22 protein-coding genes and 3 pseudogenes are annotated in these 23,711 nt (G+C 58.7%); 18 read left to right on the forward strand and 7 right to left on the reverse strand.

Annotation, left to right across the window (positions count from 1 at the left end; translation table 11 throughout):
- Nucleotides 1-818: 818 nt before the first annotated feature.
- The 5 genes from H5P29_RS06565 (at nucleotide 819) to H5P29_RS06585 (ending at nucleotide 4,589) form a co-directional block, all read left to right on the forward strand.
- Nucleotides 819-1,706 carry a LysR family transcriptional regulator gene (locus tag H5P29_RS06565; RefSeq protein WP_246341094.1) on the forward strand — a complete coding sequence of 296 codons (888 nt, stop codon included), beginning with the start codon at nucleotides 819-821 and terminating at the stop codon, nucleotides 1,704-1,706.
- Nucleotides 1,707-1,826: 120 nt separating this feature from the next.
- Nucleotides 1,827-2,462 (forward strand): NADPH-dependent F420 reductase, encoded by a 636-nt coding sequence (locus H5P29_RS06570; RefSeq protein WP_154387508.1) that lies wholly within the window; start codon nucleotides 1,827-1,829, stop codon nucleotides 2,460-2,462.
- A gap of 34 nt (nucleotides 2,463-2,496) precedes the next feature.
- Nucleotides 2,497-2,898 carry a DoxX family protein gene (locus tag H5P29_RS06575; protein WP_154387509.1) on the forward strand — a complete coding sequence of 134 codons (402 nt, stop codon included), beginning with the start codon at nucleotides 2,497-2,499 and terminating at the stop codon, nucleotides 2,896-2,898.
- 66 nt (nucleotides 2,899-2,964) lie between these two features.
- The gene (locus tag H5P29_RS06580; RefSeq protein WP_154387510.1) at nucleotides 2,965-3,921 is read left to right on the forward strand and encodes a glutathione S-transferase family protein; all 957 of its coding nucleotides are present in this window, start codon (nucleotides 2,965-2,967) and stop codon (nucleotides 3,919-3,921) included.
- 38 nt (nucleotides 3,922-3,959) lie between these two features.
- Nucleotides 3,960-4,589 carry an alpha/beta hydrolase gene (locus H5P29_RS06585; protein WP_154387511.1) on the forward strand — a complete coding sequence of 210 codons (630 nt, stop codon included), beginning with the start codon at nucleotides 3,960-3,962 and terminating at the stop codon, nucleotides 4,587-4,589.
- A gap of 25 nt (nucleotides 4,590-4,614) precedes the next feature.
- Here the strand turns inward: H5P29_RS06585 and H5P29_RS06590 are convergent, their stop codons facing one another.
- Nucleotides 4,615-4,974: a helix-turn-helix domain-containing protein gene (locus H5P29_RS06590; protein WP_182576205.1), complete on the reverse strand. Its 360-nt coding sequence runs from the start codon at nucleotides 4,972-4,974 to the stop codon at nucleotides 4,615-4,617.
- A 661-nt stretch (nucleotides 4,975-5,635) separates the two neighbouring features.
- Here H5P29_RS06590 and H5P29_RS32905 point away from each other — a divergent pair.
- From H5P29_RS32905 to terL, 5 genes and pseudogenes are all read left to right on the forward strand, one after another.
- Nucleotides 5,636-6,013: pseudogene (locus tag H5P29_RS32905) on the forward strand (transposase); the annotation flags it as partial.
- Nucleotides 6,014-6,227: 214 nt separating this feature from the next.
- On the forward strand, nucleotides 6,228-6,404 hold the full coding sequence (locus H5P29_RS32910) for a hypothetical protein (RefSeq protein WP_371818651.1): 177 nt from the start codon (nucleotides 6,228-6,230) through the stop codon (nucleotides 6,402-6,404).
- Between the two features lie 252 nt (nucleotides 6,405-6,656).
- Entirely contained in the window at nucleotides 6,657-8,186 is a 1,530-nt protein-coding gene (locus H5P29_RS06600) for a DNA methyltransferase (RefSeq protein WP_185910265.1), read from the forward strand.
- 152 nt (nucleotides 8,187-8,338) lie between these two features.
- A complete protein-coding gene (locus H5P29_RS06605) occupies nucleotides 8,339-8,761 on the forward strand; it encodes a DUF5681 domain-containing protein (protein ID WP_185910266.1) in 423 nt (140 codons plus the stop codon).
- 4 nt (nucleotides 8,762-8,765) lie between these two features.
- Complete coding sequence (terL, locus tag H5P29_RS06610; protein WP_185910267.1) at nucleotides 8,766-10,262, forward strand: phage terminase large subunit; 1,497 nt, start codon at nucleotides 8,766-8,768, stop codon at nucleotides 10,260-10,262.
- 31 nt (nucleotides 10,263-10,293) lie between these two features.
- Here terL and H5P29_RS06615 read toward each other — a convergent pair whose 3' ends face one another.
- Nucleotides 10,294-10,650 (reverse strand): helix-turn-helix domain-containing protein, encoded by a 357-nt coding sequence (locus tag H5P29_RS06615; RefSeq protein WP_182576197.1) that lies wholly within the window; start codon nucleotides 10,648-10,650, stop codon nucleotides 10,294-10,296.
- A gap of 147 nt (nucleotides 10,651-10,797) precedes the next feature.
- On the opposite strand from H5P29_RS06615, the gene H5P29_RS06620 reads away from it, so the two are divergent.
- The 5 genes and pseudogenes from H5P29_RS06620 to H5P29_RS06635 form a co-directional block, all read left to right on the forward strand.
- The gene (locus H5P29_RS06620; RefSeq protein WP_185910268.1) at nucleotides 10,798-11,814 is read left to right on the forward strand and encodes a hypothetical protein; all 1,017 of its coding nucleotides are present in this window, start codon (nucleotides 10,798-10,800) and stop codon (nucleotides 11,812-11,814) included.
- A gap of 295 nt (nucleotides 11,815-12,109) precedes the next feature.
- A complete protein-coding gene (locus H5P29_RS32450) occupies nucleotides 12,110-12,412 on the forward strand; it encodes a thermonuclease family protein (protein ID WP_246787023.1) in 303 nt (100 codons plus the stop codon).
- Nucleotides 12,399-12,863, forward strand: coding sequence for a thermonuclease family protein (locus H5P29_RS32455; protein ID WP_246787024.1), 465 nt, complete (start codon nucleotides 12,399-12,401; stop codon nucleotides 12,861-12,863). Before H5P29_RS32450 ends, H5P29_RS32455 begins: the two co-directional genes overlap by 14 nt.
- Nucleotides 12,864-12,917: 54 nt before the next feature.
- On the forward strand, nucleotides 12,918-13,835 hold the full coding sequence (locus H5P29_RS06630; RefSeq protein ID WP_185910269.1) for a trypsin-like peptidase domain-containing protein: 918 nt from the start codon (nucleotides 12,918-12,920) through the stop codon (nucleotides 13,833-13,835).
- 96 nt (nucleotides 13,836-13,931) lie between these two features.
- A pseudogene (locus tag H5P29_RS06635) lies at nucleotides 13,932-14,205 on the forward strand (IS21 family transposase); the annotation flags it as partial.
- A 468-nt stretch (nucleotides 14,206-14,673) separates the two neighbouring features.
- Here H5P29_RS06635 and H5P29_RS06640 read toward each other — a convergent pair.
- Nucleotides 14,674-14,937, reverse strand: coding sequence for a DUF4242 domain-containing protein (locus H5P29_RS06640; protein WP_185910270.1), 264 nt, complete (start codon nucleotides 14,935-14,937; stop codon nucleotides 14,674-14,676).
- A gap of 148 nt (nucleotides 14,938-15,085) precedes the next feature.
- On the opposite strand from H5P29_RS06640, the gene H5P29_RS06645 reads away from it, so the two are divergent.
- Both H5P29_RS06645 and H5P29_RS32460 read left to right on the forward strand, forming a co-directional pair.
- A complete protein-coding gene (locus tag H5P29_RS06645) occupies nucleotides 15,086-15,958 on the forward strand; it encodes a LysR family transcriptional regulator (RefSeq protein WP_246787047.1) in 873 nt (290 codons plus the stop codon).
- Nucleotides 15,959-16,560: 602 nt separating this feature from the next.
- Nucleotides 16,561-17,161 (forward strand): annotated as a pseudogene (locus tag H5P29_RS32460) (IS630 family transposase); the annotation flags it as partial.
- Nucleotides 17,162-17,381: 220 nt separating this feature from the next.
- Here the strand turns inward: H5P29_RS32460 and H5P29_RS06660 are convergent.
- Nucleotides 17,382-18,530 carry an acyl-CoA dehydrogenase family protein gene (locus tag H5P29_RS06660; RefSeq protein ID WP_185910272.1) on the reverse strand — a complete coding sequence of 383 codons (1,149 nt, stop codon included), beginning with the start codon at nucleotides 18,528-18,530 and terminating at the stop codon, nucleotides 17,382-17,384.
- A 104-nt stretch (nucleotides 18,531-18,634) separates the two neighbouring features.
- On the opposite strand from H5P29_RS06660, the gene H5P29_RS06665 reads away from it, so the two are divergent.
- Nucleotides 18,635-19,546: a LysR substrate-binding domain-containing protein gene (locus H5P29_RS06665; protein WP_154387427.1), complete on the forward strand. Its 912-nt coding sequence runs from the start codon at nucleotides 18,635-18,637 to the stop codon at nucleotides 19,544-19,546.
- Nucleotides 19,547-19,829: 283 nt separating this feature from the next.
- Here H5P29_RS06665 and H5P29_RS06670 read toward each other — a convergent pair whose 3' ends face one another.
- From H5P29_RS06670 to H5P29_RS06680, 3 genes are all read right to left on the reverse strand, one after another.
- A complete protein-coding gene (locus H5P29_RS06670) occupies nucleotides 19,830-20,165 on the reverse strand; it encodes a hypothetical protein (protein ID WP_154387428.1) in 336 nt (111 codons plus the stop codon).
- A 598-nt stretch (nucleotides 20,166-20,763) separates the two neighbouring features.
- Nucleotides 20,764-22,977 (reverse strand): bifunctional diguanylate cyclase/phosphodiesterase, encoded by a 2,214-nt coding sequence (locus H5P29_RS06675; RefSeq protein ID WP_185910273.1) that lies wholly within the window; start codon nucleotides 22,975-22,977, stop codon nucleotides 20,764-20,766.
- 296 nt (nucleotides 22,978-23,273) lie between these two features.
- Entirely contained in the window at nucleotides 23,274-23,495 is a 222-nt protein-coding gene (locus H5P29_RS06680) for a hypothetical protein (protein ID WP_154387430.1), read from the reverse strand.
- Nucleotides 23,496-23,711: the final 216 nt, after the last annotated feature.

Genomic DNA, 23,711 nt, shown 5'->3' on the forward strand with positions numbered 1-23,711 from the left:
AGTTCGGTGACGATCGGTGGCGACCGCATCACGATAGAGCTGACGCTGGACAGCATTGCAGGCGCAACAGCGACATGACAGCGGTCGAGGTTAACATCCGCACCTCATCACGGCATCAGGAAATGCTGGGCCAACTGCCGCCAACAAGACCCATCAAGGCAATTACCCGCGGCGCGACATGATACGCTGACCTGCTAACTGGCCATTGCAAAGTCGGCGCGCGAGATCGCAGATCAGGAAAATCTCGACGAGCGCTACGTTCCCAGCTTCTGCGCCTTGCCTTTTTTGATCCAACGATCGTCACCGAGATCTTTGAGACAATGATCGATATCGCCTCGGCCGATGTAGCTCACGGACTTGACTTGCCGATGCTCTGGTTCGAGCAGATCAAATCGAACTGAGCCGATAATCATCCCACGCTGCCTGTGATCACTGCAGCACTTTTGGCGCCCGACTTGCTCGTCCGCAGTGTCCGACAGCAGCGCTGTCGCCGCTAGCGATCAATACGCGGGGAGGCGTTAAGTGGTCAGTGCCTGCGACCCAGACATGGCAACCATCACGGCGCCATCGCTTTTGTCGAGAACTCCATGAACCAAATACCGTTATCCAGAATGACAGGCAAGACGGCCCAGAATTCTGGTTGAAATGACAATTCGGACCGATAGGTGCGGTATGGCAGGCTGGAGCCGAATACCGCGATATTTTCGCAGCAAGTGGTCCGGATCGATTAGAAGCAATTGTCCTAAATGACCTGCCCCCTTGGACTGTAAGCCATCTGCCGCTACTGGTTTCGCATGGATCGGCTTGAATGTGACAGGATGTTTGTTGCCGTGATGGAGGCGGGCAGCTTTGCAAGGGCCGCCGAACGGTTGCGAACCAGTGCCGGACAGGCCTCGAAGCTGATTTCGCGATTGGAGGGGGAACTTGGCGTTCGGCTGCTCAACCGTACCACCCGCGCACTGGCGGCAACAGAAGCGGGGCAGGCCTACTTCGAACGCGTGAGGGTTCTGCTTGCCGATTTCGACGCGCTCGAGGAGGCGGTACGCAACGTTTCCGGCACACCGAAGGGGCGCTTGCGAATGACTGCGCCCGTCTCCTTCGGCGCTGCCCAACTGGCTTCGGTTCTTGTGGAGTTCGCCCGACAGTTCCCGCAGATCGAACTCGACGTCAGTTTTTCGGACCGGGTCGTCAGCTTGGTCGACGAGGGTTTCGACGCCGCAATCCGCATCGGCAGCCCTGCTGATTCCAGCCTGATTGCTCGGCATCTCTGTGAAGCGCGCATCGTGGTGTGCGCGTCCGAGGCCTATGTGCAAGAACATGAAGTGCCGCGCACGCCAATCGGCCTGAAGTCGCACAATTGCATTATCGACACCAATTTCCGTGAACCTGGTATCTGGGCGTTTCGAGAGCCGGACGGCAGTGACACGCTCATCGAAGTCGCCGGTCGGCTGCGCTTTTCCAATGCCGATGTTGCGCTGACGGCCGCCGAGGCGGGTCTCGGTGTGGCGCGCGCTCCGAGCTTCATCGCCGGCCCCCGATTTCGCGCGGGACGACTGGTTCCCCTACTTCGTGGATTCGAACCAAAGCCGCTTGGCATTTATGCCCTCTATCCGCCCGGCCGGCATCTCGCCATCAAGGTCCGGTTGCTCGTGGACTTCCTGGTAGCCCACTACCGCAGCGGCCCAGATTGGGACAAAGGCTGGTAGCCGATTAATTCCATTTTGGAAGCAAATAGCTTCCCTTTCCTCGGATAATATCTTCAGTGGAAACGCGCTATCTCCTCGCCATCGGCGCTGATCAAGCGCGTTGCTCAAGGAGACACAATCATGACCATTGCGATTATCGGAACCGGCAACATGGCCAAGGGCCTTGCCGGTGTATTTTCCAAGGCCGGCTATTCCGTCACGCTAGGTTCACGGGATGCCGCCGGTGCCAGCGAAGCGGCCCGTGAACTGGGCGGCACTGTCTCGGGCACGGACATCGCTTCGGCGGCCAACAATGCTGATATCGTCGTTCTCGCGGTGCCATTCGACGCAGCTGGCGAGGCGATTGCCGCGGCAGGCGGTCTGGAAGGCAAGATTGTCATCGACATCACCAACCCGCTGACCCCCGACTACGCCGGGCTGACCATCGGCCATTCCACCAGCGCTGGCGAGGACATCCAGAAGCTCGCGCCCAGGGCCAACGTGGTCAAGGCGTTCAATACGATCTTCGCCTCGGTGCTGCAGGCGGGCGGCAAGGTTGGCGACAAGCCCGCCACCGTCTTCATTGCCGGCGACGACCAGGGTGCGATCGACACGGTCGAGGCAATCGTTGCCAAGTCCGGCTTCGTTCCCGTCCAGGTCGGCGGACTGCGTATGGCGCGCTATCTGGAGCCGGTCGCCGGCCTCAACATCGTGTTGGGTTACATGCGTGGTTTCGGCACCGATATTGCCCCCACCTGGCAGACCGCAACCGCCTAACGTTCCAAAAAAGCAACCATCAGGAGTAACGAGCATGAACGATACAAACAACGCCAATCTCGCTGGCCTACTGCTGCGCGTCAGCATGGGCATCCTCTTCCTCGCCCACGGAGGCCTCAAGATCTTCATCTTCACACCAGCAGGAACCGCCGGTTTCTTCGAAAGCCTCGGTTTTCCCGGACCGCTGGCCTATCTGGTCATCGCTGCAGAACTGCTCGGTGGCATCGCTTTGATTGCGGGCGTCTGGACCCGCTGGGTGTCTATCGCGCTGATCCCGATCCTGCTCGGCTCGATCTACGCCCCACATGGCGCCGCCGGGTTCTTTTTCAGCAACCCCAATGGTGGCTGGGAGTTTCCAGCATTCTGGGCTGTCGCGCTTGCCTCGCTGGCGCTGCTCGGGAACGGCGCCTACGCCCTGCAAAAGGTGCGTGGCTGATTCCGCCCGGACGCGGTCCACATCCGGCCGCGCCCGGGCCACCTTCTTTGGCGACGGAGACGTAGCATGCTTGTAAACGGAAAGTGGACCGAAGACTGGCAACCAGTCCAGGCCAAGGACGAAAAAGGCGGCTTCGTTCGCCAGATTTCCAGTTTCCGCAGCTGGATCACGCCTGACGGCAGGGCCGGACCGACCGGCGAAGCCGGCTTTAATGCTGAGGCCGGCCGCTATCACCTCTATGTCGCGCTGATCTGCCCTTGGGCGTCGCGAACGCTCATTGCCCGCAAGCTGAAGAAGCTCGAAGACATCGTGTCGGTCTCTGTGGTCGAGCCGGCTCTGACCGATCAAGGCTGGCGCTTCGGCGACTATCCAGGCGCCAACCGGGACGAACTCAATAGCGCGACCTATCTGCATGAACTTTACAGTCGGGCCGACGACGATTTCACCGGCCGCGCGACCGTTCCGGTTCTGTGGGACAAGAAGCGCAGGACCATCGTCAGCAATGAGTCCGCCGAAATCGTGCGTATGTTCAATTCAGGCTTCGGGGCGCTTGCTGACGAAAGCGTCGACCTCTATCCGCAGGCCTTACGCGCCGACATCGACGCGCTCAATGAGGAGATCTATCCGACGCTGAACAACGGCGTCTACCGCGCCGGCTTCGCCACGACCCAACTCGCTTATGACGAGGCCTACCGTGGTGTCTTTGCTATGCTGGACGAGCTTGAGGCGCGCCTGGCCAGAACTCCTTTCCTGCTCGGCGACCGGTTGAGCGAGGCAGATATCCGGCTGTTTGTCACGCTGGTGCGCTTCGATGCCGCCTATCACGGCTTGTTCAAATGCAACCTCAGGCGCCTTGCTGAATATCCCAACCTGTCGGCGTATCTGAAGCGCATTCTCGCCATTCCGGGGGTTCTTGATACGGTCAATATCGACCATATCAAGAAGGGCTATTATTCGATCAGGTCGCTCAACCCGAACGGCATCGTGCCCGACGGTCCCGATCTCAGCGATCTCGGCCTTTAACCAATGGTTGACCGCTAGTAAGCACAGGCAATTCTCCAATGAACAATTCCCACGCCAAAAGCCTTGTTGTCTTCTTGCACGGCGTTGGCAGTCGCGGGGCCGATCTCATGCCGCTCGCCCAAGCGTGGCAGCCATCGCTACCCACGGCTGCGTTCGCCGCACCAGATGGCCCGTTCGCCTTTGACGCGGGTGGCGCCGATCGGCAATGGTTCAGCATCTCCGCTGTGACCGAGGCGAACCGGCCGCAACGCATTGCTGCGGCAAGGCCCGCGTTCGACGATACCTTGCGCGGCACCATCGAACAGCATGGCCTCCTGAACCACCTCGATCGGGTTGTCCTCGTCGGGTTTTCGCAAGGCTCCATCATGGCGCTGGATGCCATTGTTTCCGGGCGTTGGCCGGTTGGTGCGGTTGTCGCCTATTCGGGCCGTCTCGCGTCGCCGCGACCTTTCATGCAAACCGGATCGCCACGGGTTTTGGCGGTGCATGGTGCGGCGGACCCGGTGATACCAGCTGGCGCCTCAATCGAGGCAATGGCAGCCCTGCGCGAACTGGGCCTCGATGCCAACAGTCACATTCTTCCAGGCGTTGGCCACACCATCACCACCGAAGGCGCGCAATTGGGCGCAGCCTTCTTGGCCGCTGCACTGAAAAGCGAAGCCAAATGATCAAGCACATGCGCTTGGCGTATGCTCATCTTCGGCTTGATTTGTCGGTATACTGCCGTTGCGAGGTGTGAACGGCCTCAATGTTTTCTTCCGCCCAATGTGAAAGCGCCCCGAGCGTCCGGGTAAGCGTTCGGCCAAGCGGGGTAAGGTCGTATTCGACGGTAACCGGGACTGTCGGAAATGCCGTCCGGGTTACCAGCCCATCGCGCTCAAGGTCCCTGAGAGCCCGCGACAGGACTTTGGCTGACAGACCTCCGATCGACTTGTTCAGCGCATTGAACCGCAGCGGGCCAATAACCAGCAGGCGGACAACCAGCACCGTCCACTTGTCGCCGATGCGATCGAGGATCGGAGCGGGCTGTTCGCCAGATGTAAGAGCGCGAATTTCTGCGCACGTTTTGCTCTTGAGTGCTCTGCGGCCTGAGAAGCTATGGGGGAACACGGCGAGGTCGCACCATCGTCGTACGATCAACCCGAAGGATAGACTATCATGTCCAAAGTCGAGGATCTCAGCCGATCAATCACTGTATTGGATCAAGCTCGCACTGTGCTCGTCGTGATAGAAATGAGTCAGAATAGCTGGCTTGTGGCCGGAATGCTTCCCGGCGTTCAGCGACACCCCCTCCAAGAAACTCGATCCCGATCCCAATGCATTGCTCGGTTTGATCACGCGTTGGCGATCGGAGGCGGAGGCTGCGGGGATGCCGATAGACCGGGTCGCACCGGCCTTCGATGCTGGTCGAGACGGCTTCTCGCTGGCCCGGTGGCTGCGGACGCGAGGCACAGACGCTCATGTCATCCATTCGACCAGCGTCGCCGTGAACCGTGAACAACGACGGGCGAAAACCGACAGGCTAGACACGGCCATGCTCAAGCCCGAGCTTCGCCGGGCGCCAAAACCGTGGCCAGATGCATCGCATGGGCGAGGCCGTTACCAAGCAACTTCATATTGAGGAGAAGGCAAAGGTCTGCAGAATGCGCGCTTCAAATACGCTTGCCGCAATTGTGACCGCTCCGGTATCAACACGCCGGTCGTGACCGCGCCGATGCCGACGCAGCCCTTGCCGGGCAGCATCGCCACGGCCTCAACCCTGGCTTTCGCTCTTGTTCACAAATACGTCGACGGCACGCCACTCTATCGCGTAGCACAAGCCTTTGAGCGCGCCGGCGTTCCTGTCAGCCGAGGCGCTCTGGGGCATTGGGTGGTGATCGGTTCGAGCGAGAAGCACCTGCATCGCATCTATGATGTACTGAAACTGCGGCTCAGGTCACAGCCTCTCATCCATGGCGACGAGACGACGGTTCAAGTCCTAAAGGAAGGAACAGGGCGGCCACCGACACATCGTATATATGGGCCTACCGGAGCGGCGAGGACAGTGAACAGCCGATCGTGCTGCTCTACTGTCAGCCTGGCCGCGGCCAGATACACCCAGCAGGCCTTCCTCGGTGAATACCGCAGCATATTGACGAGTGATGGCTATACTTGCAAGCGAGCAGGCCGACTGCATTCGCCGCTTCCGCCAGCAAACAGCGTACCCGTCCGGAACACCCTCAAGGTATGGCTCGACGAAATCGCCCCAAGGTCTTGCCTGACAGCTCGGCGACACAGCCTCCTATACCCGAAACCAATGGGATTATCTGACGCGCCACACCGAGGACGGCAGGATGCCGATGGACAACAACCTTCTGGAGCGCGACATCGGGGTTTTTGCCACTGGCCGGTTGGCTGTTCAGCGATACACTCGAAGGAGCAAGGGCCAGCGTGAGGCAATTCGCGCGATCGTATCTGTATATTTTGCAATGTATGTTATGTAGTTTTGAGTTTATACGTATAGTTATTATGATAAACGTACACCACATCACCAATTCCTTGTCGCGGCGCGAGAGGTTGTGAGGTGTGTGAAAAATTACTTGCACCCATACCTATTTTTTAAGATCCGAATCAGCAACATTTAGCTGTCCCGCCGAGGGATGGCCCAACCTGTAGTGCGGACGGGCAGGCCTTTCGAAAATTTCAATCTTGCTGATCTCGCCGGATCTCTCCGGCGGAACGAGGAGATCTTTGTAGTGTCAAACAAACAAGGTGCAGGTAGCTTTGACGATGCTCGGGCCAGATCCAATCATCCCGAGGTCGAGATGATTGCGATCGACCGGTTGATCGAGCCCAAGCGAGCTTTGCGAAAAATAACTGAGCGCCATGTTGAAGCGGTTGCCCGATCCATCGGACAGTTCGGTTTTATCGGGGCGATCATCGTCGACGCAGACCTTACGGTGATCACGGGCCTGGCCCGGCTCGAAGCGGCGCGGCGGCTCGGATACTCGGAACTGCCAGTCATCCGGATTGACCATCTGACTCAGGCTCAGATCAGGGCTTATCGCATTGCCGACAACAAGCTCGCCGAAGGCGTTGCCTGGGACGAGAACACGCTACGTCTGGAATTCCAAGACATCCTGGTGCTCGACACCAGCTTCGAGCTTGAGCTGACCGGCTTTTCGACCGGCGAACTCGATGTTGTGCTTGATGCCGGGGGTGGCAGCGACCCGGCCGATCAGATGGATGTTGTTGCCGCTGATGTCGCGGTGTCTCGGCTCGGCGATGTCTGGCAAGTCGGGCAGCACCGCCTGATCTGCGGCGACGCCAAGCTACAGGCAACCTATGCCACCTTGATGCGCGGGGAGACAGCACGGCTTGTTGCTATCGATCCGCCCTACAATGTCGGGATCGCCAGCATCATGGGGTTGGGCGGGACCAGGTATCGCGAGTTCACTGAGGCCTCGGGCGAGATGTCGACTGAGCAGTTCGAGCAGTTCCTCACATCGAGTTTGTCGGCAATGGCTGGGCACCTCGTGCCTGGCGGCCTGATCTATTCCTTCATGGACTGGAAGCACATCGAGACCCTGCTCGCGGCCGGACGCGGGCTTGATTACGAGTTGCTCAACCTCGCTGTATGGAACAAGATGAAGGGCGGCATGGGAAGCCTGTATCGCTCCGCCCATGAACTTTGCGCCGTGTTCAAAAAGCCCGGCGCTTCCCACCTCAACAACATCGAACTTGGCCGTCATGGCCGCAATCGAACAAATGTCTGGGATATACCCGGGTTCAACAGCTTCGGCCGAGAGCGAAACAGACGACTCGCGGATCATCCGACGGTCAAGCCGGTCGGACTGATCGCTGACATCATCAAGGATGCCAGCCGACGCGGAGACATTGTCATCGACGGCTTTTGTGGCTCCGGCACCATGCTGATCGCCGCAGAAAAAACTGGTCGCGTTGCGCGCTGTGTCGAACTCGATCCGCTTTATGTCGATGTCGCTCTACGGCGCTTTGAAGAGCGGTTCGGCATCGAGGCGTTTCACGCTGAGACAGGCCTTGGCTTCCATGCGATGAGCGAGATGCGTCGCGGTTCTGGCCAGACAGACGGCACCGACACCTTAGATACTTGCTCTCTCAACGACGGTTCTTTGGTCATGCCGGCCTCTGCACTGCAAGTTGGCTTGGGGCAATCCAACCCTCCCGTACCGCGGCGCCGGCGTGTTCCGACCTGGCTCATGGAGCCGGACGTTGTTGCCAGCAAGGTACTGGGAGGTGCGGTATGAGCGGAGCCTCGCGAAGCGATCGCACTGACAGTCCTGTCCGTCCATTTCATGAAGCAGCAGCGCCACGGCGACGTCGGCCGCCACCGCTGGCTGCAGCTCCCAGTCCTTCTGGTAAGGCTCCGTCCAACAGGCCGCTTGCGCCACCGCATTCCGTGCGCGGCGGCAATGGCGCCAGCGAGCCTTATGATGTCGGCTATGGCAAACCGCCAAAGGCGACGCGGTTCAAACCGGGAAAAAGCGGCAACCCGAAAGGTCGGCCGAAAGAAAGCCTGTCGCTCAAGACCATCCTTCAGCGAGAGCTGAGGCAGTTGATTGAGATCCGTGACGGCGATGGAACCCGCAGGATCACCAAGCGAGAGGCCCTGATCAAGTCGTTGATGGTGAAAGCCATCAAGGGTGACCTCAACACAGTAAAGGCGTTGATCGTGATCGCAGGCGAGGATGCCGAGCCTGAAAACAATCCCGTGCATGAACAAGCTCTTTCACCCGCTGACCAAGCCCAGCTCCGGCATCTTCTCGGTGACACTGCACTGGATATGTCGATCGGTCCTCAAAGCAGAAAGCGGAAGGACTAGCTCGATGAGTGGGGCTCAGCCAATTCTCATCGCCCTAGACAACCCGTCGCAGTTTCTCGCAGAGCTGCGGCGAAGGTCACTTAGCGCCTTTGTGGGTAGTGTCTTCGGCGAACTCAACGGCGGCGGCTATCAGCCCAATTGGCATATCGACGCGATCGCCTGGCATCTCGAGGAAGTTGAGCGTGGTGCGTTAAAGCGGCTCATCATCACACTTCCACCACGACACCTTAAGTCGTTCGCCGCGTCGATTGCCTTCCCTGCTTGGGTCCTGGGCCGAGATCCGGCGCGCAAGGTGATATCCATCTCCTACTCGCAGGATCTGACGAAGAACCTTTCGAATGAGTTCAGGCGTGTTCTGGAGCTCCCACTCTACGCCAGTCTTTTTCCAAAGACCCGGCTGAGCAAGACCAAGAACACCGAGATCGAGCAAAAGACCACGTCAGGTGGATTTCGTTACGCCACATCGGTCGATGGCACCCTTACTGGGCGAGGTGGCGACATCATCATCATCGACGATCCGATCAAGGCGGGCTCGGTGATGTCAGACGCCGAGCGTACTGCGGTCAACACCTGGTATCACAATTCCGTGGTGTCGCGCCTCGATAGCAAGAAGGACGGCGCGATCGTCATCGTCATGCAACGCCTCCACGAAAACGATCTGGTGGGTCACCTGACAGAGCGTGACGACCATGGCTGGACCATCCTGAATATCCCCGCGATTGCCACTGTCGATACCATCTACCGTACCGGCAATGGCCTCAACAACCGTACTTATCACCGCCGGGCCGGCGAACTGATCCAGCAAGACCGAGAAGGCCAGGACCATCTCGATGCCTTAAGACAAGACATCGGTACACATCAGTTTTCGGCACAATATCAGCAGGAGCCGATCCCGCTGACCGGCAATCTGATCCGACGTGACTGGCTCAGGAGCTACAGCATGCCGCCAAAACGAGAAGAGTTCGATCTGGTCGTCCAAAGCTGGGACACCGCTTCGAACGCTGAGGAGCAAAACGACTTCTCCGTTTGCACCACCTGGGGCGTCAAGGGTAAGCAACTTTATCTGCTCGACGTGTGTCGCAAGAAGCTTGAGTATCCCGATCTGCGCAAAGAGGCCCTACGACTGGCGCGAGAGTTTCGACCCGGCATCATCCTGATCGAGCGCGCTGGAACAGGGTTCGCGCTCCTCAAGGAGCTACCCCTAGTCTACCGGGACGCGTATCTCCCCAAGAGCACCCCCCGCAGCGACAAGGTTAGCCGTGTCGCAGGTGTGTCCTCGCTTATTGAGCAAGGCAGGGTGCTCATCCCGGAAGTTGCCTTGTGGCGCGACGAATTCCTGAAAGAGGTGTTGGCCTTCCCAGGTTCGCGACACGACGATCAGGTTGATAGCATGGAGCAATTCCTGCGTTACATGCAGGCACTCGGCAATCGTATGCCGAAATTCGATCCGGTGACGGGTCAGCGGGTTCGCGAAAGGCGCGACGTTATCAATCGGCGCTGACAAGGGCTGGTGAGCACGGACTTCAATCCCTTCACGGGTGAACGGCAGATGCTGCCGCTGATTTGCGAGCCAACGCTTCAAGTGTCGCAACGGCCACCTCGAGCTCTGGCTGCCCCAGCTTCGCCAGCAGCTCTCGAGCCACAACCACCAGATCCTGGCCATTGGTCGGGCCTGTCGTCCCGAGATCGTTGAACAGCTCTGTCGTCGACACGTTGAGCGCAGCAGCCATCCTTTCCACGGTGGCGATTGATGGCCAGTTGAGCCCTCTCTCGATCATCGAGACCGCATCGACACTGCGGTCGAGTTCGGCCGCGAAGTCGTTTTGCGTCAGCCCACGCAGCTCGCGTAGGGTCTTGATCCGTCGTCCGAGTGCCTGTTTGAGCTCCATGAGCCGTATCATGAATGCGGGCAATCAGAGTTAGAACCGAGCTAACCTGCGGAATTGCCTTGTAAATCGTATCGATAGTACGCCAATGTCCACTCCAATGAAGCCTACGATCCGGCCAGAGGCCCGGACGCCATTGGAGAACGAATCATGGGTGCTTCCAACGACCTGACGGCATTGCTCGTCGTCGTCTGGCTCTTCGGACTGATATTTGTCTTGGCGAGCCTGTTCAGGCCAGTGCCGCCGTTTCGATCGCGAACCCAGGCATTCTTCCTGGGACTGCCTGGCATGTTGATCGGGCCGTTTGTCATTGCAATCGCCTTGGGCTGGGCGCCTGCCCCTCGGGACCAAGGCGGCTCTACAATTGCACCAGAACCTCAATCAGCAGGTCGGCCACCGGAAAATGCCGGGCCTTCGCCATTGGCAACCACCGATGTCGTTGCCGCAACAACCACAACTACGCCTCCTACCCCATCCGCCCCTGAAATTGTCCGCCTGACCCACATCAACAAGGCGTTGGGCAAACGGGTGAGCTATCGCGAACCGAGAACCAAGGTCCTGGTCAAACAGGATGTCCCGGCAGGTGCCTGGACGATCAAGGAGCCCTCGACCAAAGTGATCTGCTTCGCCGACGGCAACAACGCGGTCTTCTTCACCATCGGCGAGCGCTTCATTGCCGCTAATGGCAAGGCCCGGCAGTTTGTTCGCCACAAGGCTGGCGACGGCATCGTGTTGGCAAATGACAAGGTGGCACCGGTTGAAGAACTCGAACGTGGGACACATATCAAGCTCATCGACGCGGTCATCGATGCCGGGCTTGCCCTTTGCGCACAGAAATCGGTCGACGAGATAAGCAAGGCGGTCAAAGAGGCGGCAGAGGTGCCGGCCGCAGCCTCTCAGCCGGTCGCATCTCTAGACAATGAGGTCCTGTTCAACGCTGCACTTGCGATCAGGGGCGCCGAGATCTGCGGCTACGACTTCAATGCGGGCTCCATGGTCGATTACCTGCAGGCGCACGACGTCGACCAGAAGGCGTTCACCGCCAAGGTCGAGCCATATCTGGTGATCGCCAATGGCATCCTAAGTGGTGGTGACAAGCGGTTCTGCAAGAAGGATTTCTTGCCGAAGTTCGGACCTGAGGGGTTTGGCTTTGTCTCAGAGCGATAGCTGGTAACGGCTTGATGTCGTGAGAATTTCCGACGTTGCCAGTGGCGAACACACCAGTCAGCCCAAGCAACCCCGAACATGAGACCGCAGGCTCTAAGCCCGAGAAAAGGGGAGGGTCGCTAAAATGCGGCGATCCGTCTGCACCAGATTGCAAAGACCAAAGGGTAGTTTTTCCAGGAAACAGGCGTTGGATATGAAGCGGTCGCTGCACTTCTCGTCACCTCGAACACCACTCCGAATGGTGGCCGCTCCGAAGCGACCGCGGTGGAACCTGCCCCGTGCCCGATCGACAGCTATGGTGAGCCTGTTGATGTTGGCGTCGGCCGTGACAGGTTATTTCGGATTTGATCAGAAGCCGCCTACTCATCTCAAGATCCCAGTGCAGCCGCTTATCGGCCGAGCATCGGTTATCGATGGCGACACCATCGAAATCCGGGGTGAACGCGTCCGCATCAACGGCATCGACGCACCGGAATCAGCCCAAATCTGTAAGGATGCAAAGGGCGCGAACTATCGGTGTGGCTCGGTCGCAGCCGCAGCCCTTGCAGAGTATCTCGAACGATCCTCCCCGACCCGTTGCGCGTTTGTCGATCGGTGATCGCTATGGCCGCTTTGTCGGCAATTGCCGCCGCGCTGATGGCACGAACATCGCCGAGTGGTTGGCACGCAACGGCCACGCGCTTGACTGGCCGCGTTACAGCAATGGAGTCTACGCATCCCATCAAGACGCCGCCAAAGCCAAGCGGATTGGCATTTGGTCTGGTTCATTCCAACCACCATGGGATTGGCGCGCCCAACAACGAGGCGAGACTGCTGAACCCACGATTGTCCATGTACCAGAGGAGCCGGCCACAACAATGCCGCGCTATGGCCTGGTGTCGTCGTCCTGTCGGATCAAGGGGAACATCGCAGCCGACGGCGATCGCATCTATCACATGCCAGACCAGAAATTTTACGCGAAGACAAAGGTCACTGCCTCAAAAGGCGAGCGCTGGTTCTGTTCAGAAGTGGAAGCGCAGCAAGCTGGCTGGCGGCCGGCCCGCCAGTGACTTGAGCCAGTCGAGTGTCTGGTTATAGTGTCCTGGGCTGCTTGGGGGAATATCGTGCGCGAACTCGGTAATTGTGTAGGGCGGCTGTTTGTTGCCGCAACTTTGATTTGCGGACTTGCGACCCAAGCGACAGCGCAATCGGACGTGACGAGTTCAGGCACCGGGTTCTTGATAAACAGCGATGGCTGGCTCATCACCAATGCCCATGTGCTTGAAGGGTGCCAGCGTGCCACCGTCCCTTCGCTTGGCGAAGCGACCGAATGGAAGATCGACAAACAGAACGATCTTGCGGCAGTGAAACTGGCCGGCGGCATCGGCAAGCCATTCCTTCAGTTGCAGTCCTCACAGCCCCGCTTGGGCGAGGATATCGCCGCCTTTGGCTTCCCACTCCATGGCGTGCTCTCCGATTCTATCAAGGTGACCACAGGCAATATCAACTCGCTGGTCGGAATCGACAACGACACGCGGTACATGCAAATTTCAGCGCCTCTTCAACCTGGCAATTCCGGTGGGCCGGTGGTTGATCATAGGGGTGCGATCCTCGGGGTCGCCACCGCAGTACTCGGTTCAAAGTTTGTCGGCGAGACCGGCATACTTCCGCAGAACGTCAACTTTGCCCTCCGGGTGAATGTTCTCGAGCTCTTCTTGCAAAGCAGAGATATCTCGTACCAGACGGCGGAAGCGAGCCAGTCGCTACTTTCGACCGCGGATCTGGCCGAGCGTGTCGCACCAGCAGTAGTCCAGGTTCTGTGTCATGGCAGCGTGCAGGTAGCCTCGACGCAGCCAGCGCAATCACAGCAGGCGCCTGCGGAGACTCCCCTCACACGCAGCTTTAATTATCTCGACAATCATGACGTCATCGGCTTCGACTACGCCACGTTACGCTCGGTGTCGCAAATGCAGTGCCAGAATGCCTGCGAGGCGGACCCCTCCTGCCGAGCGACGACCTACTGTGATTTTTCGTGGAATTAGGACCCCGTTTGAGGGGTGATTTTCGTCCAAAACGGGACCCCTTAACGTGGGGTCATCAAGATGACTCCGGTTTGATCGGAGGCATTTGTGTTTTGGATGTTGGTGGTGGAGACGATTGCAAAGATACGCCGGCTGTCGCTGGTGCAGGGGAAGTCGATCAAGGCGATCTGCCGGGGAGTTGAAGGTCTCCCGGAAGGTGGTGCGCAAGGTGCTGCGCTCGGGCGAGACGGAGTTCCGCTACGAGCGCAAGCACCATCCCTATCCCCGGATGGGCGCCTGGCGCGAGGAACTGGACCGCCTGTTGTCGGCGAATGCGGGCAAGCCGCAGCGGGAGCGGCTGACGCTGATCCGGATCTACGAGGAGCTTCGCGGCCCTATCATGCGGCGGCCCCGTTGTTGATCCGATAAACAAACCAGGAGCAGCTTGCCTTCAATGATCTCAATCAGAGAAGCCTGCTAGCAGCAGCACGACGTCGCCGGCGGTTTTGCCAATCAGCGCGATGACCACAGGTAGAGTGCTGCGCCACAGGCGAAATGGTCGTGTTGGTTTCCGGACTTGCCCCTGAAGTTAGGTGAACCTCTATGTAGGAAAACACAGCTCGCGATCGTCTTCCAAACCTATCCGGATTGGCCGCGGCCTGAAAGATTTCCACACGTCGGAATCGGACCCTAGCTTTTCGACCTTTATCTGCCGGGCGGCTTTGCCCGCGAACGCGCAATCTCCCCTGGATTGCGGCCGAAGGTTTTTCTTATGCCAAAGCAAAACGCCGCCGGGCATCAAAACGGCAACTTTGGGTAGGCGGAGTTGCGCTCGCCCTTTGTAAGGCGGCCTCATCGGTCACGGCGTAAGATCAAGTGCCGGAACGATCTTGTGGTAGGGTAGGCCCGCATCGTCGTTCAGACGTTTAACATCGGCATCGGAATTGGCGTCGAAGAGGCACATGCAGCGGCCGTCCTCGGGTGCAAAGGTTGAGCGAAGATACTTGATCTCCGTGCCTGCGGCTGACATCTCAGTTGCCTTGCTGATCGCAGCTTTCTGCGCGCCACCAAGGGCTTCCATGCTGATCCCTTTGAGATCCCGTTCCACCATATAAACGCTCATTTCGTCCTCCTCTTTTCATGCGGGGAGAGCAGACCACGATCAGGGCCTGCTAGGAACGACTTGTTTTCTATCGATCCATAACCGGCAGCTATGGATCGGTATGGTATCAACCTGTTCCGAGGAGCTTTGGGAGGGGTCAATCGTGGAGATGTCTCAGGTCCGGTATGTGCTGGCGGCCATAGAAGCTTTGAACTTCACCAAGGCGGCCGCCCGATGCAATGTGTCGCAGCCCGCCCTCACCAAGGCGATAAAGACCCTCGAAGATGAACTTGGCGCGGCCTTGTTTCACCGGGAAGGAAAGCGTGTTCTCCTGAGTGAGTTCGGTCGGTCGCTTCTCCCGCATTTGCAACACATCAAGCAGGAGGCGGAAGCGGCCCGGACTCTCGCCGACAATTTCAGGCTTCTAGATCAGGTGCCCATTCGCCTTGGCATCATGTCAACCATCGGCCATGTGAAGCTGTCGCGATTTCTTGCCCGGTTCCAGAAGGAATTCCAAGGAGTAGACCTTGAGGTCAGCGAAGGAAAAGTCGGCGATCTGAGGAGCCGTCTCGAAAGCGGCGAACTCGATCTGGCCGTCCTCAATCCTCTCGACGGCCTTGGCGATTTCTTCCGCGTCCAAGAGCTCTACAAGGAACGCTATGTCGTCATATTCCCGCCCGACCATCGGCTTTCGGCCGTTGACGCCATCCGGTTGAGCGACCTTTCCGACGAACCGTATGTTGATCGCCTGTCGTGCGAGATGCGGGACATGGTGATGGATGTTTGTCGACAGACCAATGTGAACCTGTACGCCCGTTTTCGCTCTGAGCGCGAAGACTGGGTGCAGTCGATGGTGCTCGCCAGAATTGGCTTCGCCTTCATGCCGGAATACTCCGTCACGTTGCCCGAACTTCTGCAGCGTCCGCTTGTCGAGCCGTCGGTGACACGGAGCATTTCCCTTGTAACCGTGCCGGGAAGGCAATTCAGTCCGGCCACCGCAGCCATGGTTCGGGCAGCGCAGAAATACGATTGGCCGGGTTAAAACGACGATTCTCGGGCCTCTGGGCTAAGCCGCGAGGCGGACATAGTTGCTCGGCTTTTTCATCCAGACCGGATGCGCCCTACACGACGCCAGCGCCGATGTCGTGGACGATTGCTGAACCCGGCCAAGTCAGCAGCGTCGGCCCGTGAAATCGTCGCGGGACGATGGGGGTTACCCAATCGCAGCTAAGCGAGCAGGCGTTCCCTTCAGGTGCCCCTCGTGGACTGCCGCAAATGTTAGGACTTCGTCCTCATGGACGGTTATCGGTGTTACGCCAGGCCCAGCCAAGATCAAATAGCCGCCGTTAAGTCGGTGGGTCACTTCAAGCCGCACAAGGACATGGTCGCCTGCGCTAACGGGTCGTTCACTCATTGATGCCGCTCCGGCTTAACGCCCCCCGCGAAAACCGACCTAAGCATTGTTCCCAAAAACTAAGAGAAACACAATGGCCAACCATCTGGTTCGCTTGCACGTTGCGGCATGGCCGCCGCACCCGAAGGGGGGCAGCCACGTAAGTGTCATAGGCTAGACTAGTGGTATGATCGAGACGGATGAGTCCCGAAGGGAATTCCGTCAGATGGCGGCGTGTGCGAGTCTGCGGTATGCGCACTGGGATTTCCATCACACTCAGCGATGCTAATAGTCGTCGGCTTGAGGGCATCACCGCTGACCGCAATTCGGCCCAGAAGCATGTCTGGCGCGCCCGGATCGTGCTGCTCAGCGCGGAAGGCCTGGGAACGAATGCCATCATGGCGGCAATCAGCGAAGGCGACCGTCTGGAAGGGCACCGGTTGCGGAAGACCGCACCAAGGCAATTGTCGAGATGACGCTCAGGCCACCGCCGCATGAAGCCAGGACGGCGCGTGCGATGGCAAAGGTCTCCGGGCTCGCCGTCTCGACAGTGGAGAGGATCGGGAAGACACATGGCGTGGCACCGCATCGTTGGCGGCGCTTCAAGCTCTCGACCGATCCTGCCTTCGCCGAGAAGCTGCATGACATCGTCGGGCTCTACGTGGCACCTCTGGCTCATGCCGTGGTGTTATGCGTCGACGAGAAGTCCCAGATCCAAGCGCTCGACCGGACACAGCCGCGCCTGCCGCTCAAGAAGGGCCGAGGCGCGACGATGACCCATGACTACAAGCGCCACGGCACAACCACCCTGTTCGTCACTCTGACGTGCTCGACGGGAGCGTGATCGGCAAGCCCGATAGCCTCGCAGCGCCCATAGGCTCGCCGCTCGCGGCCGCTGGGCGCTTCCGGGTAGGGCCAAGCCTCCCCACCGCGATCCTCGCGATCAGACGGACGGGGCTGGACCAGCCAGTGGAAACAGATGATCACGCGCCCGACGCCGAAGATCGGCCGGCCCCGGCAGCTCTACAGCGGACCGACGCGGCGGAGTACGTCGGGACCAGCGCGCTCATCGTTAGAAGCTTGCGCCGCTGATATCGCCGCCAAGAGTGTAGCGGCCACCGATCACAAACTGCTCGGCACTCATGGCGATGTGCTTGGCCGCCGCGCGAACGTCGCGTTCGCGCCTCTCGAAGGGCTGGGACTCGGCAAGAGCCCGGGCTCCGATCAGATCGTTCACCCGCAGTACGACGCTCACTGCGACTTCAGCGGCGTGAGAACAGGCAAGCCGGTAGTTGATCCGGGCCGCAACCAGATCAGAGCCCTCGCTTTCGACGGACGCGCACAAGGCCGACATGGCTGACCGCATGTAGGCGCCAGCCGCCCTGCACTGCGAAAGGCAGCGCCCGATCTCTGCCTGAGCCAGTTCGCGTTCTGCGAAAGGGACGGTCATGCCCTGACGACGGTGGCCGGAGCTTAACGAGATGAGCGCGTCGATTGCGCCCTTCGCGATCCCAAGCGGCACTGTGGCAACAGTCCAGACAAAGGCGGAAATGCCCGGAAGGCGATAGACGACACCGGCGTGGGTAGGATTTGGCTGAAAGTCGCAAACGAATTCGGCTGGCAGGAACGCATTGTCTGCCTCGAAGTCCCAGCTTCCGGTGCCTCTCATCCCTGACACATGCCAGTTGTCGATCAGATTGACGGCCTCACGGGGCAAGAACGCTAGAACGATCCGCCCACTGCGTTCGTTCACTTCACAAAGCGGGGCAAAGGTCGTGGCGTGTGGCGCGCCGCTGGCAAAAGGCCACCGGCCTGTGATGCGGTATCCACCCCTAGCAGGGACCGCCTTGCCAATCGCGCTTGTGCTTGAGGCGACGAAGGCCGACGGTTTCCCGAACACCTTCTGTGCGGCGTCCAACGGCAGATAGCCGCCAGCGCGCGAAATGCCGCCTCCGTTTCCGACGAGCCAGCCGATTGTTCCATCAACTGCTGCGGCATGCTCGACCACGGTCATGAAGTCGAGGGGCGAAAGCCCGCATCCGCCCAGTTGAGCTGGCAGTAGAAGGCGGAAGAACCCCGCTTCGCTCAAGGTACCAAACACCTCGTCCGACAGCCTTCGATCCGCGTCAAAGCGCCCGGATTGCTCTGCCAGCAAAGGGCGGATCTGTTCGAACCTTTCGATCATGGTTGCAGCGGTCGATGCCGATTGTCCGTCCAGCATGATGATCTCCTTCCAGAATGCCGGAATGGTCGGACTCGATGAGATGCGCGGCAACAGCAAAGAATTCGGCGCAAGGTGAGTACAATTCATCTAGAATTCGACGCATGCACCGCCTTCCGCCTCTTCGAGAGCTTCAGGCCTTCGAATCCGCGGCCCGCCTTCTTAGCTTCAGGAAGGCGGCCGAGGAACTGTCCGTCACACCCACAGCCGTCAGCCACCAGATACGGCTACTGGAACGCTATTGCGGCCAGCCCCTTTTTCAGCGCCAGCCGAGGCCGTTGCAGCTCACCACTGCGGGCGCACAGCTTCTGCCGGTTGTCCGGGACGCTTTTCTGTCGATCTCGGACGAGCTTGCGCGCCTTACCCCTGGCAGCCCGATCGGCCATCTTCGGGTGACGACAACCAGCGCCTTCGCCGCGCGCTGGCTGCTGCCGCGCCTGGAAAGCTGGCGAGCGGAAGCGCCGGGATCGACGCTCGACCTTGTGGGAACGGATACGGTACTGAACCTTCGCACGGGCGAAGTTGACGTTGCGATCCGTTATGCGCGGGGATCCCCGACAGATGGAGTCGCGGTGGAGCTACTTCGCGATACCTTCCACGTCGTTGCGGCGCCGTCGATTCTTCAGGGAGGCGTCCGCATGATCGAGCCTCAGGCGATCCTCGATCTGCCACGTGTCGAGGTCGGCTGGCCCCTGACCGACGCAGGTGCGCCCACTTGGCGTCATTGGGAGACTGCGGCCCGAGCGGCAGGCTACCGAATCAGCGGCGCCGTCCGGCCACCGCAACTGAAATTCCACGAAGAGCACCACGGGATCGAAGCGATCGTAGCCGGACAGGGTCTTGGGCTGTGTAGTGACGTGCTCGTTGCACGGGAGCTTCGCGATGGCCGTCTTCTGCGAGTCAGCGATATCGTTCTGCCCGGCTACGGCTTCTACTTTGTCTATCGGGCCGAGCACCCGAGGCCCGGGGCCTTGGAAGCCCTGCTTCGCTGGATGCAGCGACAAGCCTCCGCGTGAAGCCGATTGTCAAACATTCGCGGTGCGCTGGCTCCCGCGCACAGAAGATGACCTCAATCGATACATCGCGCCGACCCCGAATGGCAGGCATGCCGCAGCTGTGCTGCAGCAAGTCGCTTCCCAGTAAATGATCGGTGTAGGTCTGAACGGCGTATCGTCCCACCGTAGGTTCGTCCGCAAAGCTGCCCTACGCAAACCGCCCCGCGTGAGCCACTCTGAGGGTTCGAAGTGTCTGAGTCTGACCACTAGGCATCGGGGCAGCCCCCCGGCAGGCCTTCGCTTTTTAATCCATAAGCAGCACTAGGCCCGGATATATTCTCTTGAGATTTGGCAGCGACCGTTCCTGCCATGCAATATTGCTATTGCCCCGAAACACCATCCGGACCTGAGGATGATTTCGGGCTTCAATCACCAATTTTGCCAGAATATTCCTGCCTTGCGAGTTGAGAAATTCCAGGTCGGACAGGTGCACCGTAAGAACTGGTGGTCCAGAGCTGAGGAGGTCACGTACCAGTGACGTGATCTCCGAAGCGGCCTTGTTCTCCAGGCGCATCACCCCACTGAGATATAGGTCAGTGCCTTCGATCCAAGCGCTGTACTCGTCAGTCTTTATATCCATATTAGCAGCCTTCAAGAACGTCTGATAGTCTATGAAATGCCCGCTTCGTGTACCTGCCGTATGCTATACAGAAGATTGGAAAGGCCAGCATAAATAAGCTAAATGCGTCCTTTTGGTTGCTAAGAACCAAGCTTTTCGCACAGGATATCAGCCTGGCTGCTTTCGCAGAACCGACCTCTAACCTTCTGTCATGTGCATTTTTAGGCGCGCAATCTCGCCAACCCGTGTCGCCGGCCACTGGGTTTTGCGTGCCTTGTTAGATTTTTTTGCTGTCGATGGAGATTTCGGCAAATTTGCCCCGGGGCTCCGACTGCGCTGTCGGTATCGAATATTGTTTTCGTGCGCCGCCGCACTAACGTAGACGTCAATAGATATTAGCTATTGCTGGTGAAATACGTTTTGATATGGTTGCGATGTAGAGCGTGCCCCCCCAACCCCGCCTGACGCGCTCTACCAACAAGTACTTTACCTGCGAGGCACATTTGAGGCCCCGCTCCTGTCAGGGAGCGGGGTCTTCTTCGTCCGACGCTTACCAGCACGCTTCCACATGAGGCCGGCACATGCTCCACTCCCAAAGTCGGCCTTGATGGCCGGATATTCATACCAGCGGCTGATGGGCGACAGCGTCGTAACCAGCCACCCGAAACTCTCTCAAGCGGTCGCGCCTAAGGAAGCACTCGGTCAGTTCCTCCTTCGACAGAGGTTTGGAGAACCAGTAACCTTGCAATTGATGGCTCCCGGCCTGTCGGGCAAACTCCGCCTGGTGCCGATTCTCAATTCCTTCGACGGTGACAGGGACCCCGAGAGCATTTACCAGTTTGATAGTGGTATCGAAAACTTCTGCAGCCTGCGCATTGTGTTCGATACTCGCGACAAGAGACTTGTCTAGCTTGACGCGGTCGAAGCGGAATTGCCGCAAGGCGCCGATACTCGCAAACCCGGAACCGAAGTCGTCGAGAGCAACCCTAATGCCGAGCGCCTTGATCTCGGAGATTGATCGTTTCGCCTGATCGGCATTGGAAATAATAACGCCCTCTGTGAGTTCGATTGTAAGACGGTGGGGCTCAAACCCAAACTTATCGAGCGTGGCCTTTAGGCCCCCAGCGAAGTATCGATTGCGGAGTTGCACGGGGGAGACGTTCACAGCAATCTGCAAGCCTGGCCAGCGTGAGCCTTGGGCTATGGCTTGTTCCAGGATTTGAGATCCCAGTATTCCAATGAGCCCGGCCCTCTCAGCAACTGGTATGAACACATCGGGAGCAATCGGACCGTTCGCGCTGTTCCATCTTGCCAGTGCTTCCACACCGCAAAGATCCCCGCTACGTGCATCTACGACCGGCTGGAATGCGGCCTTGATCTCGTGCCGATCCAGGGCCTCGATTAACTGTTGTTCAAGCTTCGCTTGCTCAATAAGTTCGGCTTCCATTTGCGAGTGAAAGACGACCGTCGCGCCATCTGAACCATGCTTTGCCTGGTGCAGAGCCATTTCGGCTTGTCGTAACAAGTCGTGGAAATTCGCCTGTGACAATGCGGCCTCGGCCACGCCGACACTGACCCCGATCTCGATCTCGCGTCGTCCAATCTTGAAAGGTTCTGCGAACACGTCACCTACGGCGGATTGCAAATGGGCAACCTTGCCGGCTGCGTCGGCCAACGACACGATCGCGAACTGGTCACCGTCCAACCGAGAAATCGCTGTTCCCGGGGGCAGTTCCTCGGTCAAGCGCGCTGCGACAGCCCCTAGCAGTTTATCGCCAACGTGTTGCCCCCACAGGTCGTTGATGGCTTTGAAGCCGTCAATATCCACCAGATACAGGCCGATCATGGCCGAACGGCATATATCGGGCGCGAGATTGTCGACATATTCGAACAGGCCCGGACGATTGAGCACGCCGGTTAGATGATCGTGGAGCGAGTTTTCTCTCGCACGGGCCTCTTCTTTGGCGAGCGAACGCACCGAAAGCAGCCCAATTATGCCAATGCCGGCGATCAGCAGGAGCAGTGTTGCAGCCGCTCCGAAAATGAGCGGACGTACGCGTTCGTAGCTGCGTGTTCCCGACTTCTCTGATGGAAGGCTGAGGAAGCCTACAGTATTTCCGTCAATATCTCTTAAAGGCACCGCAATAGTGCCCTCCACGCGGGTATCAGTCAGTTGAAGGCCACGGAGGTTGAATTTTTGCGCAGCCTCATTGATTGCGTTGGCGTCAAGATCCTTCTCAAATATCAGAATGTAAGACTCTGGCGGTGGGATGCCCTGAAGGAAGGGACGGATGCGCGCAGCGCCGATTACCGCAGGCCCGTGCACTGTTCCTATGAAACCGGCATGGACGTCTCCTTGGAGGCCATCAGCAGCGCGCGCTCGCTCTACGAGGCGAGCCAAGGAGCTGTCGAAAACCTCGCTGGGCTGCACATCCATTGGTTTGCCAGAGCGGTAGTGCAGCAGCGGTTTGTCGTCGGGTCCAATCACCAGTGCCATGTCATAGAGCGGATAGTCTAAACTTGGGAATCCCCAGTTCTCGATCAGCCAGGCATCTCGAGTTGGCGAATCCAGTTGGCGATAAGCCTCGTCCCAGAATGCGTTATCCCTGACTGTACCGGCCATCTGTGAACGCAACGACTCTAGTACGGACGCCGCGGCGCCAGTTGCCCTTGTCTCATCGAGTTCATCGGCGGTGCGCACAATGGAATAGATAGCACCGCTGACGACAGCCCCTAGCACCGCTGCTATCCCAAGCGAGAGAACAACGGCGGTTATGAGGATCCTTCTTTTTTGATAACCCGAACCGAGAGGAGGGACATGCACGCCGGCCATTGAAGAGCTCATGAAAGGTAAATTTGTTGCTTGGCGTAATGTTCCTCGATGGATTAAGTTCTAACTCAATAAGAATTACCTAATTTAACCTCTAAATATGTGACCATTCCAACTATGATCTGCCGGGTTCAAATATGCCTCAATCTGTGGTGGATCTTCCTTTGTGGGTGTCAAAGCTATTGGTGTAAAAAAGGGTCCTCAGGCCAACCATGTGCGGTCAACAGAGATAGCGATGCCGACTCGCCGCCATTTGCAGGATCAAGGGCGTCGCGCGCCGGTTTCCTAAGTTGCCATGGTCAGTGAATCAAACGGCCGACTGCGATCTCTATAGCGATCTGCATGCCCATACCAATCTCGCGGCTAAGGTGCCGATCGCCCGTCGAGTCGGCGTCCAGTTTGGCGTCGGTCAGCAGCTTCAACACTTCGAGGGCCTCATAGGCGTCTAGAGTGTCAGTGAACTCCGGATCGCCCATAGCCTGCGCCAGTTCCTGGGCTTCGGACAGTTCGAGGTCAAGCATTCTACCATCCAGTTTTGGATCTGCTGTCGCGATGTAGCGCTGCTTCAGCACTCGGCATTTTCACGAACGCGATCAAGCGTGCAAGTCGTCACTCATTCAATACACGCCAGCGATGTGCGTGTCCCGGGCAGAGCCAACCTGGGGGGCTAAGCAGGTGATTTAGCTGATCCTAACACAACGTCAATCAACACGCGCGCGTGCTCTTGACAAAGTACA

Origin of the sequence: Aminobacter sp. MDW-2 (assembly GCF_014250155.1) — a bacterium.
In the GTDB taxonomy this organism is placed as follows: Bacteria; Pseudomonadota; Alphaproteobacteria; order Rhizobiales; family Rhizobiaceae; genus Aminobacter; species Aminobacter ciceronei.

What these genes read in the sequence shown, in the direction of transcription:
- H5P29_RS06565 (WP_246341094.1), top strand. Translation starts at nt 819, where the DNA reads ATGTTTGTTGCCGTGATGGAGGCGGGCAGCTTTGCAAGGGCCGCCGAA.
- H5P29_RS06570 (WP_154387508.1), top strand. Translation starts at nt 1,827, where the DNA reads ATGACCATTGCGATTATCGGAACCGGCAACATGGCCAAGGGCCTTGCC.
- H5P29_RS06575 (WP_154387509.1), top strand. Translation starts at nt 2,497, where the DNA reads ATGAACGATACAAACAACGCCAATCTCGCTGGCCTACTGCTGCGCGTC.
- H5P29_RS06580 (WP_154387510.1), top strand. Translation starts at nt 2,965, where the DNA reads ATGCTTGTAAACGGAAAGTGGACCGAAGACTGGCAACCAGTCCAGGCC.
- H5P29_RS06585 (WP_154387511.1), top strand. Translation starts at nt 3,960, where the DNA reads ATGAACAATTCCCACGCCAAAAGCCTTGTTGTCTTCTTGCACGGCGTT.
- terL (WP_185910267.1), top strand. Translation starts at nt 8,766, where the DNA reads ATGAGTGGGGCTCAGCCAATTCTCATCGCCCTAGACAACCCGTCGCAG.
- H5P29_RS06615 (WP_182576197.1), bottom strand. Translation starts at nt 10,650, where the DNA reads ATGGAGCTCAAACAGGCACTCGGACGACGGATCAAGACCCTACGCGAG.
- H5P29_RS06620 (WP_185910268.1), top strand. Translation starts at nt 10,798, where the DNA reads ATGGGTGCTTCCAACGACCTGACGGCATTGCTCGTCGTCGTCTGGCTC.
- H5P29_RS32450 (WP_246787023.1), top strand. Translation starts at nt 12,110, where the DNA reads ATGGTGAGCCTGTTGATGTTGGCGTCGGCCGTGACAGGTTATTTCGGA.
- H5P29_RS06640 (WP_185910270.1), bottom strand. Translation starts at nt 14,937, where the DNA reads ATGAGCGTTTATATGGTGGAACGGGATCTCAAAGGGATCAGCATGGAA.
- H5P29_RS06645 (WP_246787047.1), top strand. Translation starts at nt 15,086, where the DNA reads ATGTCTCAGGTCCGGTATGTGCTGGCGGCCATAGAAGCTTTGAACTTC.
- H5P29_RS06660 (WP_185910272.1), bottom strand. Translation starts at nt 18,530, where the DNA reads ATGCTGGACGGACAATCGGCATCGACCGCTGCAACCATGATCGAAAGG.
- H5P29_RS06665 (WP_154387427.1), top strand. Translation starts at nt 18,635, where the DNA reads ATGCACCGCCTTCCGCCTCTTCGAGAGCTTCAGGCCTTCGAATCCGCG.
- H5P29_RS06670 (WP_154387428.1), bottom strand. Translation starts at nt 20,165, where the DNA reads ATGGATATAAAGACTGACGAGTACAGCGCTTGGATCGAAGGCACTGAC.
- H5P29_RS06675 (WP_185910273.1), bottom strand. Translation starts at nt 22,977, where the DNA reads ATGGCCGGCGTGCATGTCCCTCCTCTCGGTTCGGGTTATCAAAAAAGA.
- H5P29_RS06680 (WP_154387430.1), bottom strand. Translation starts at nt 23,495, where the DNA reads ATGCTTGACCTCGAACTGTCCGAAGCCCAGGAACTGGCGCAGGCTATG.